This window comes from Candidatus Nitrosarchaeum limnium BG20, from assembly GCF_000241145.1.
GTDB classification, from domain to species: Archaea; Thermoproteota; Nitrososphaeria; order Nitrososphaerales; family Nitrosopumilaceae; genus Nitrosarchaeum; species Nitrosarchaeum limnae.
On record NZ_AHJG01000059.1, the window covers coordinates 1 to 7583 of the forward strand.

The 7583-nt window shown below is 33.9% G+C and carries 14 protein-coding genes; 8 read left to right on the forward strand and 6 right to left on the reverse strand.

Annotation, left to right across the window (positions count from 1 at the left end):
* Both BG20_RS13010 and BG20_RS13015 read left to right on the forward strand, forming a co-directional pair.
* Nucleotides 1-501, forward strand: a 501-nt coding sequence (locus BG20_RS13010) for an alcohol dehydrogenase catalytic domain-containing protein (RefSeq protein WP_238527452.1), incomplete at its 5' end; no start/stop codon positions are given.
* Nucleotides 476-868 carry an MDR/zinc-dependent alcohol dehydrogenase-like family protein gene (locus tag BG20_RS13015; RefSeq protein WP_238527453.1) on the forward strand — a complete coding sequence of 131 codons (393 nt, stop codon included), beginning with the start codon at nt 476-478 and terminating at the stop codon, nt 866-868. The genes BG20_RS13010 and BG20_RS13015, both read left to right, overlap by 26 nt.
* Before the next feature lie 343 nt (nt 869-1211).
* Here the strand turns inward: BG20_RS13015 and BG20_RS02070 are convergent, their stop codons facing one another.
* The gene (locus tag BG20_RS02070) at nt 1212-1694 is read right to left on the reverse strand and encodes an ATP-binding protein (RefSeq protein ID WP_010190232.1); all 483 of its coding nucleotides are present in this window, start codon (nt 1692-1694) and stop codon (nt 1212-1214) included.
* 159 nt (nt 1695-1853) lie between these two features.
* Between BG20_RS02070 and BG20_RS02075 the strand changes: the two genes are divergently transcribed.
* From BG20_RS02075 to BG20_RS12610, 3 genes are all read left to right on the forward strand, one after another.
* Complete coding sequence (locus BG20_RS02075; RefSeq protein ID WP_010190234.1) at nt 1854-2231, forward strand: CxxC-x17-CxxC domain-containing protein; 378 nt, start codon at nt 1854-1856, stop codon at nt 2229-2231.
* A 76-nt stretch (nt 2232-2307) separates the two neighbouring features.
* Nucleotides 2308-2502 (forward strand): YwbE family protein, encoded by a 195-nt coding sequence (locus BG20_RS02080; protein WP_010190236.1) that lies wholly within the window; start codon nt 2308-2310, stop codon nt 2500-2502.
* Nucleotides 2503-2584: 82 nt separating this feature from the next.
* Nucleotides 2585-2737, forward strand: coding sequence for a hypothetical protein (locus BG20_RS12610; protein WP_193353003.1), 153 nt, complete (start codon nt 2585-2587; stop codon nt 2735-2737).
* 267 nt (nt 2738-3004) lie between these two features.
* On the opposite strand, the gene BG20_RS02085 is transcribed toward BG20_RS12610, so the two are convergent.
* Nucleotides 3005-4570, reverse strand: a complete 1566-nt coding sequence (locus BG20_RS02085) for a hypothetical protein (protein ID WP_238527454.1) — start codon at nt 4568-4570, stop codon at nt 3005-3007.
* A gap of 358 nt (nt 4571-4928) precedes the next feature.
* Here BG20_RS02085 and BG20_RS02090 point away from each other — a divergent pair, with 358 nt between their 5' ends.
* The gene (locus BG20_RS02090) at nt 4929-5162 is read left to right on the forward strand and encodes a hypothetical protein (protein WP_010190241.1); all 234 of its coding nucleotides are present in this window, start codon (nt 4929-4931) and stop codon (nt 5160-5162) included.
* Here BG20_RS02090 and BG20_RS02095 read toward each other — a convergent pair.
* Complete coding sequence (locus BG20_RS02095) at nt 5152-5643, reverse strand: hypothetical protein (RefSeq protein ID WP_010190243.1); 492 nt, start codon at nt 5641-5643, stop codon at nt 5152-5154. The genes BG20_RS02090 and BG20_RS02095 overlap by 11 nt on opposite strands.
* Nucleotides 5644-5762: 119 nt before the next feature.
* On the opposite strand from BG20_RS02095, the gene BG20_RS02100 reads away from it, so the two are divergent.
* Entirely contained in the window at nt 5763-6011 is a 249-nt protein-coding gene (locus BG20_RS02100) for a hypothetical protein (protein ID WP_010190244.1), read from the forward strand.
* A gap of 3 nt (nt 6012-6014) precedes the next feature.
* On the opposite strand, the gene BG20_RS02105 is transcribed toward BG20_RS02100, so the two are convergent.
* Nucleotides 6015-6701, reverse strand: coding sequence for a hypothetical protein (locus tag BG20_RS02105; protein ID WP_048096988.1), 687 nt, complete (start codon nt 6699-6701; stop codon nt 6015-6017).
* Nucleotides 6702-6790: 89 nt separating this feature from the next.
* Here BG20_RS02105 and BG20_RS02110 point away from each other — a divergent pair, with 89 nt between their 5' ends.
* Complete coding sequence (locus BG20_RS02110) at nt 6791-7015, forward strand: hypothetical protein (protein ID WP_238527455.1); 225 nt, start codon at nt 6791-6793, stop codon at nt 7013-7015.
* On the opposite strand, the gene BG20_RS02115 is transcribed toward BG20_RS02110, so the two are convergent.
* Entirely contained in the window at nt 7012-7242 is a 231-nt protein-coding gene (locus tag BG20_RS02115; protein WP_010190251.1) for an Lrp/AsnC ligand binding domain-containing protein, read from the reverse strand. The two genes, BG20_RS02110 and BG20_RS02115, sit on opposite strands and share 4 nt — an antisense overlap.
* Nucleotides 7243-7301: 59 nt before the next feature.
* Nucleotides 7302-7583 (reverse strand): tRNA pseudouridine(13) synthase TruD (gene truD, locus BG20_RS02120; RefSeq protein ID WP_010190253.1); only part of this gene is annotated, 282 nt, incomplete at its 5' end.

Sequence of the window (7583 nt, forward strand, 5' to 3'; positions counted from 1 at the left end):
GATTGGATAGATATTGGAATTCCACCCAGTTTGCCAACTGTCCCAGGTCATGAATTAGTCGGTAAAGTAATTGAGATTGGCAACAAAGTAACCAAATTCAAAATAGGGGATAGAGTAGGAATTACTCCATTACTTGAAGCTTGTAAAGAATGCCAATATTGTAAAGAAGGAAAAGAACAACTTTGCGAATCATCAATAATTACCGGAGAGTCACTCAAAGGAGGATATGCAGAATACATTACAGTATCAGAAGACTTTGCAACAAAGATTCCTGAAAGTATGAAATCAGAATATGCCGCACCATTATTTTGTGCAGGAATCACAGCATACAAGGCAGTAAAAGCTTCCGAACCAAAGTCTCACAAAAAGATTGGGATATTTGGAATTGGCGGAGTTGGACACATGGCAGTACAATTTGCAAAAGTGGAAGGCGCTCAAGTAATTGCATTTTCTAGAAGTAAGGAACATCTGGAAGTTGCAAAAAAAACTCGGGGCAATTGATGCCATGACTTTTAGAGGAGATCAAGAATTTTTGGACGAGTTAAATAAAAAACATGGACTGTTAGATGCTGCCATTGTTTTTGCACCTGCAGACATTGTAACGGATATGGCAATCAAATCAGTAAAAAAAGGAGGGCTTATTGTGATTGCAACTGTTGGAAAAAACCCAACATTTTTTGCATTTGAAGAAAAGACAATTCGTGGTACGGTGATTGGCTCAACAAAGGACATGGAGCAAGTAATCAAGATATGCGATGAGAATAAACTGTCAGTAATTACAGAGACATTTCCACTAGAGAAGGCAAATGAGGTTCTCAAGAAATTAAAAGACTCTAAAATCCAAGCTAGAGCAGTGTTGATTCCTTGATCAGTAATTCGAGCCTGAAAAACCCCTAATTAGACATAGAAAATATAAAAATCAACTAGATTTTAGCGATCTATATAGTTCTTGGATAGGCTATAGAAGTACAGTAAAACATTACGATTTGATTATACATCATCTCCACTAACACAAGACATGCTAAAGACACAACTTTTAGAAATAGAAGACTTCATCGAGGGGGAACTAGAATACGATGATGACGGACATTATTACGGCGAATTTATTTGACCATAATAATTTAGAAAAAATTATTTTTGTGATTATTAATCCTGTTTTAATTATCAAACTACCCAGTAACAATTAACAATTTGAAAACGCTAGAGTAAAACTAGTTAATTCTCTCTATAACATCAAATCCCTCATCCAATGTAGGGATATCAAATGAGTCAATCTGTTCCTGAATTACCTGTTTTGGTATAGATTTTCCAGAATGTTTTTCTCGTTTTTTTAGTCTTTCAAATATAGTGGATTTCGGCAATTCAAAACTCACACCAACTAATTCAAGATTCTTTCCATGTTCTTTTGCAAATGATCTTAATTCATTGATTAGTGAAATTCTAATGTGACGCTTGAGGTGTGTTCTATCAATTACAAAGTCCTTATCATTTAGAATGCAATCATGAATTTTCTCAAAAAACTTTGTTGTGATATAATCAAATTTCTTCTTTTTTTGAATATAATCAAATGCCTCAGTATATGATATCCCCATCAGTTCTGCCAGTTGCTCTATTACCGAATCGGTGGAGCATGCAATGTATTGTTTGTGGGAATTCACCCAGGTGGTCTTTCCAGAACCAGATACTCCAATCATGAATATTCCCTTCACAGATTTAGATGGTTTTTGATAATTATTTGAGTATAATCAAATGCAATAAATTCAATGTTTGAGCCTGATTTTTGAGAATTTTGAGTTAATATACTATTTACAATAGTTTAATTACGACACGAAAACACCGAGATTTAGAAAGATATGCCATTCGATAGAGAAAGAGAAATGTTCACAGCAACATGTGGCGATTGTGGAAATGAATGTCAAATTCCATTCAAACCAAAAGACGATCGACCTGTATATTGCAGAGAATGTTTCCAAAATCACAAACCAGCACCAAGAAGTGGTGGTTCTAGATTTGGTGGATCCAGTTACGGCAGAGGTTCTGACCGTGGATCAAGTTATGGTAGAGGATCGGACAGAGGTTCCAGATTTGGTAGAGGTCGAGACGACAGACCAAGAGAAATGTTTACCGCAACCTGTGGTGACTGTGGAAATGAATGTCAAATTCCATTCAAACCAAAAGACGACAGACCTGTATATTGCAGAGAATGTTTCCAAAATCATAGACAGAATTAGATAATTGTTTTGAGTAACACTCAAAACTTCGCTATTTTATAAAAAGACTTACAATCTGACTTGCCGCATTAATTTTATGAATTCCATACCATCTAGAAATAAAATAAAAATTGGTTCATCAGTACAAATTGTACAAAAGCAAGATCAAAGGTCAGGAAATTTGACTCCAGGTATTGTTAAAAGAATTCTTACATCCAGCAGTTCGCATCCACACGGAATCAAAGTTGAACTAGATAATGGAAAAATTGGACGAGTTCAAAGTTTAGGATAATCAAAGACACAATTAAAGTCACAAAATATTTCAATCATTACTTGTTTACTGGCTTAAATAATAGGATAGTAAAAAATTTGATGTGAACTGTAAGAGATGCCACCATACAAATGAGGCGCATATCCCATCAAACCAAAGTAAATCATTGATGAAGGTAGGCAAGTGCAACATTCCAGATTGTACATGTAGGCAGTATCTAGATCCAATTCAAGAGATAGATGAAGAGTTAATGTGATTGTATTTTTAGAAACAACTCAGTATTCAGTTTTTGTATGAGATATAATATGTTCTTCACTAGGACGATGTTTTCCAGTTACAATATAGTTAATTGTTGGCTTCTTTGAACATGTGTTTTATTTTTTAGTAGATTCAACTAGAGACGTATTTGTGCATTTAGAGACATCGTAAAAGTTACAATAGATAAAAATGTGCGCGGTATGATTACTGAGGAGTAAAAAGCACAGAATATTTTTATTAAAAATAAAAAATAAAAAAAATTTAATTATTGAACTTTGAAATTTGGTCCCCAAGAATCAGTCTTTCTAAGGTCCAATGAACTTTGCAATTTTGGTTGTTCTATCTTGTTCATTTTCTCAAAAGATGGATTCGATGGATGATATCCTGTACAAGATATCTTGTAAGTATTCAACAATGCGAATCCGTTTGAACCAACATAGCCTTCCTCATTATTGTACGATGTATCTGCATCATATGTTGAGACACGGCATTTTTCATACTGGTATGTTTTTACCAATTTCTCATTGTGCATTATGTCTACAGTTGCATCAAACAAACCCTGATGATCAGAACCGGCATATCCACGAGTTCTAATTTGATCTGCCAATTTGTTCAAAAGAGGTGTCTCACTTACAACTCCCTGTAACTCAAAAACAGGATTTACTCGCTGTTTTTTAATTACTTTTGTGATATCACCTATTTGCTTAAAGACAGGAAAATTATATTTTGCCTGAACACCGTCATCAGCATGAATTGTAACAAATGCTTGAGCAAATCCACCCATTATGTATGGATTCAGTTGTGGTGTCTCACTTATCTTACCATAATTTTTGGTAGTTAGTCCAGCACATGTTACTGTGATATCTTGAACAATGGCAAATCCACTTTTTCCTGTATATCCTTCTTCTTTATCAAATAAAGTATCGATTTTGAATTCTTCTATACGACATTCAGTAAACTTTAGCGTTCTAAATGTCTTAGAATCATTTGCAAAATCCACATCAACTTGAAAGGATTCATTGTATGAAGAGGGCATGCCTGCAACAGATTGGGCTTTGTTAATTGCAGAATCTAATAATTTGTAAGGTTTTGCAATTCCCTGAACTGTAAAGCTAGGACGTTCTTTGGATGTTTCATCAAATCCAGTGTTCAATTTGAATACTGGAAAGTCTATTTTCTCAATTCCTTGATTAAAGTAAAATGTTGCATAAGAATGAACATCTTCTGCCAATTTTTGAGAGTTCTTACCATAGTCATGAATTTGTTTTTGTGAATACACTGTACTATCTCGTAGTTCTTTAGGATTTGATTGCATAACGGATGTACATGTAAAATCAATCACGTTGACTAGGGCAAATCCAGTCTTTGTTGTTGTATAGCCTTCTGCGTTATCCAATAATGTATCTACAACTGAATTGACCACTCTGCAGTCTTTGTAGTGAACATTCTTTTGAATTACACCGCCTTTTACTAAATCTACATCAACGTTGAATTGTTTGTAATCATATTGAGTTTCTGCAGGAGCTAGTAGAAAGTCATATGCTTGATCCATTGCCTCATTCAGATATGGATAGTCTTCAACTACACCTTGTAATTGAAATTCAGCTCTATTGTTTCCCACATAAGATGTTGTCATTTTGTACACTGGAAAATAAATCTCCTCAACTCCATCTCTAAATGTAAATGTAGTTTTTGCATATGTATCTTCAACCATTTTTACATTAGTTACGGATGCAGCAAAGACTTCATTTCCAGAGACAGTTGTTGATGTAATTGCAATTATTGTAATTACACTCAGTGTTACCATAGTTATTGCGTTTTTGTTATTCATTGATGATAACAGAAAATTAGACTGTATAAGGTAGATCAATATTTTATACATATAGAACATAGTGATAGATAGTTGTCGTAGCACTATATAGAAGAAATAAATTTTAAGAACAGTAATCAAAAAAAATAGTTTTCAAATTATAAAATAGAATCATAGAATAAAATCATAGAATAAAAAATAAATTATCAACACAATAAAGAAAAAACATCAGATTTTGAGAATACCTTGTGAAATAAGATATAGTAGCCACTCTACTGACTATATAGAAAGTAAATGAGTAAACATTACAAAATAAGATGTGATAATTGGGCTTTAGACATATCCATAATTCATATATCAAATTCTTTTATGGAAAACTATGGACAAACACGCACCCGCTTCTGAAATGAAAAAGGAATTAGACAATCTGTTGTCAAAACTCAACGCAATGGAGATTATAGCAAAAGATGATTTTCAAAAAAGTTCAGTGAAAGTACAAAGAGCACTTGTAGAAGGACAGATTCATTCTATCAATGAATTTGAGCATTTGAAAAAAGCCATAGATTTACTGACAATGGAGTTATTCAAAATTCAAAATAAAATTAAGAATTAAGTCTAGTATCACTGATTCCACATTCAGTACAACGAATAATAGTTGTATTTTCAAGTTCTTTTTCGACTTTCATTTCAGAACCACAGCAGGGACATGGGATAATGGAGGATGTCTCTGAATCATGTTTTGATCGGATTTTGTATTCAGGTTTTGGTTCAGGTTTACGCTCATTGCATTTAGGATGATAGCGGGCAATAACTTGGTTTAGAACTTTATTTCTGGCATAATTTTCAGATTCAAACATTGGGAGAATTGCAAGGTATAGAGAAGCATTAGAGTGTGATTCAATCCAGCATTTGAAGCTAGGATTATTTGTAAAAAAATTATTTTCTGTTGTCTTTTCGCATTCTCCGGCATAAATTATGTTAAAAGAGTCTTTTTCACGAGTCATAATCAGATATACCACTTTTTCCATAGGAGGTCCCCATTCTTGAAGTTTAATTGGACCAAGAAACTCATACTGAAGAATTTGAATGCTCAACACCTAATGAAATTATTACTGGCTTTTGTTTTTTACTGGCTTTACTGTAATAGTGCCAAATTTGATCGGATGTTACAATCTTGAAAAGAATAAATTCAAGGGGGATTGATTTTTGTTAAATGAAAGAGCCTCATAATTATGCCCATGTAGGATACGGTATGATTGCAGTAGCTGCAAGTTTAGCAGTGATAGGTCTTATTGCATTAGCAATAGGCTCAAACGTGCTTTTTGGAGATCACATCCAAAGAGAAAATACGGCTCATTTCAATGATTGTAAAACAAAAGATTTCAAACCAAAAGATTGTGAAAAGTACTGGGATAGAATCAATACAGATGTTTCAGGAATTCATGTAGATTTAGGAAAGTAGAATTCAATATCCGTTTGCAAAATCTTCCATCATGTTAGCATTTTTGGTAAGATTGTTCATTGCATATAACGCTCCACCTACAATTCCAGATTGGTAAAAAGTATACAAGAAAACACCTGATGAGGTAGGAGTAGCATGTACAAAGCTGAGAATAAGCATTGTAAAGAAGACAAAAGTTCCGACACATGTAACTAATCTATTTGTAAACCCAGAATTCATTCCAACAATTCTTTTTGTTGCTCCTGCCATTAGGGCAATGCTTGTAAGAATCAAAAAGGTTGCACCGCCGTTTGCAGTGACATATTCATTTAACCAAGGTAACAGACCTACATCCAAAATATTGGATGTTGGAACAACGCTGCCACCATTTAGTGCCAGGTTTACAGAGCTAAACATCCCACCTATTACAAAAAAGAACAGGAATACTTTCACTATAGATCTTTTAAGAGGGCTGCGAATCTCGCTTGGTTTAACAGCCCGTTCAGTAATTCTAACACCGTACAGAAACCCTATTGCAGCTGCAGGAAAAAACATGATATTAATTAAAATCGGAGATTCACGGTTAATTGCCTCAATTTGAGGATAAAATATCAAAAACATGAGAACGGCTACAGATGCCGAAGATACAAACAATATCAAATTTAGATACGAGTGTCCACCAGTCTCAGCACCATATTCCCAATTGTACATTTTTGAGAATCTTCAAAAAATCATTAAAGACCAACTCGGAAAATCATTTGGTCAAATTATCAATTCTCTTTACCCTTTTTACCAACAGGTTGGGCATAGATTCAATGAAAGTTGGTAAAATAATGATAATTCCAGGGGTAGTCATTATGATTATGGGTGTGATTTTTCATCTGCAGGGGCAGTCAATTGTAGGTCCCGAATCGTCATTTATGTACTCAAATCCACAATGGGTCACATATGGAATTCAAATAGCAACAATTGGAGGAGTCATTATCGCTGCAGGAATTGGATTGAATTTTATAAAAAGAAACTAGTCAGTAACACGAAGAGTTATAGTACTACGAATTTTTTCCAATCGTCTTATTTTAGATAATATGGCTTGATTCATTTCATCTAGTGTATTAGTTTCAAATTTTGCAACAATATCATAACTGCCATAAGTGATAATGCAGTCTTTAATCTCTGGAATCTCTTGTAACTTTGAATAGACATAATGCTCTTCTCCAACATCACAACTGATCAGCATGTATGCTTTTTCCATAATATTTGAATTTTGTAAAAATTCGTTGAACTTAAAGACATCTGAGAAATTATCTGATCTTAAAATCCTGCAAGAATTGGATCATCAGGTTTCATAATTTCACGCAGTATAATGGTTGCAAACGATCCTCGAGACAGAGAAAATTCTACGGTATTGTTTTTTGCAGAATAGTCAGTACATTGTATTGCAGCTTGTCTGAACCCCCCTTCACTGCTGATCTCCTGCATCTCTTTTATGAAAAAATCTTTTGGTGTGATCTCTTCGGCTTGAAGAATTTTTGAAATTTGAAAATCAAATCGAGTTTTTTTGTAATACGAGTATCCTACAAAAGGTAATGCAAG

Bases quoted from the DNA above. Each gene is read 5' to 3' on its own strand.
- BG20_RS02090 (WP_010190241.1), top strand. From the start codon at position 4,929: ATGGACAAACACGCACCCGCTTCTGAAATGAAAAAGGAATTAGACAAT.
- BG20_RS02100 (WP_010190244.1), top strand. From the start codon at position 5,763: ATGAAAGAGCCTCATAATTATGCCCATGTAGGATACGGTATGATTGCA.
- BG20_RS02115 (WP_010190251.1), bottom strand. From the start codon at position 7,242: ATGGAAAAAGCATACATGCTGATCAGTTGTGATGTTGGAGAAGAGCAT.
- BG20_RS02070 (WP_010190232.1), bottom strand. From the start codon at position 1,694: ATGATTGGAGTATCTGGTTCTGGAAAGACCACCTGGGTGAATTCCCAC.
- BG20_RS02085 (WP_238527454.1), bottom strand. From the start codon at position 4,570: ATGAATAACAAAAACGCAATAACTATGGTAACACTGAGTGTAATTACA.
- BG20_RS02080 (WP_010190236.1), top strand. From the start codon at position 2,308: ATGAATTCCATACCATCTAGAAATAAAATAAAAATTGGTTCATCAGTA.
- BG20_RS02075 (WP_010190234.1), top strand. From the start codon at position 1,854: ATGCCATTCGATAGAGAAAGAGAAATGTTCACAGCAACATGTGGCGAT.
- BG20_RS02105 (WP_048096988.1), bottom strand. From the start codon at position 6,701: ATGTACAATTGGGAATATGGTGCTGAGACTGGTGGACACTCGTATCTA.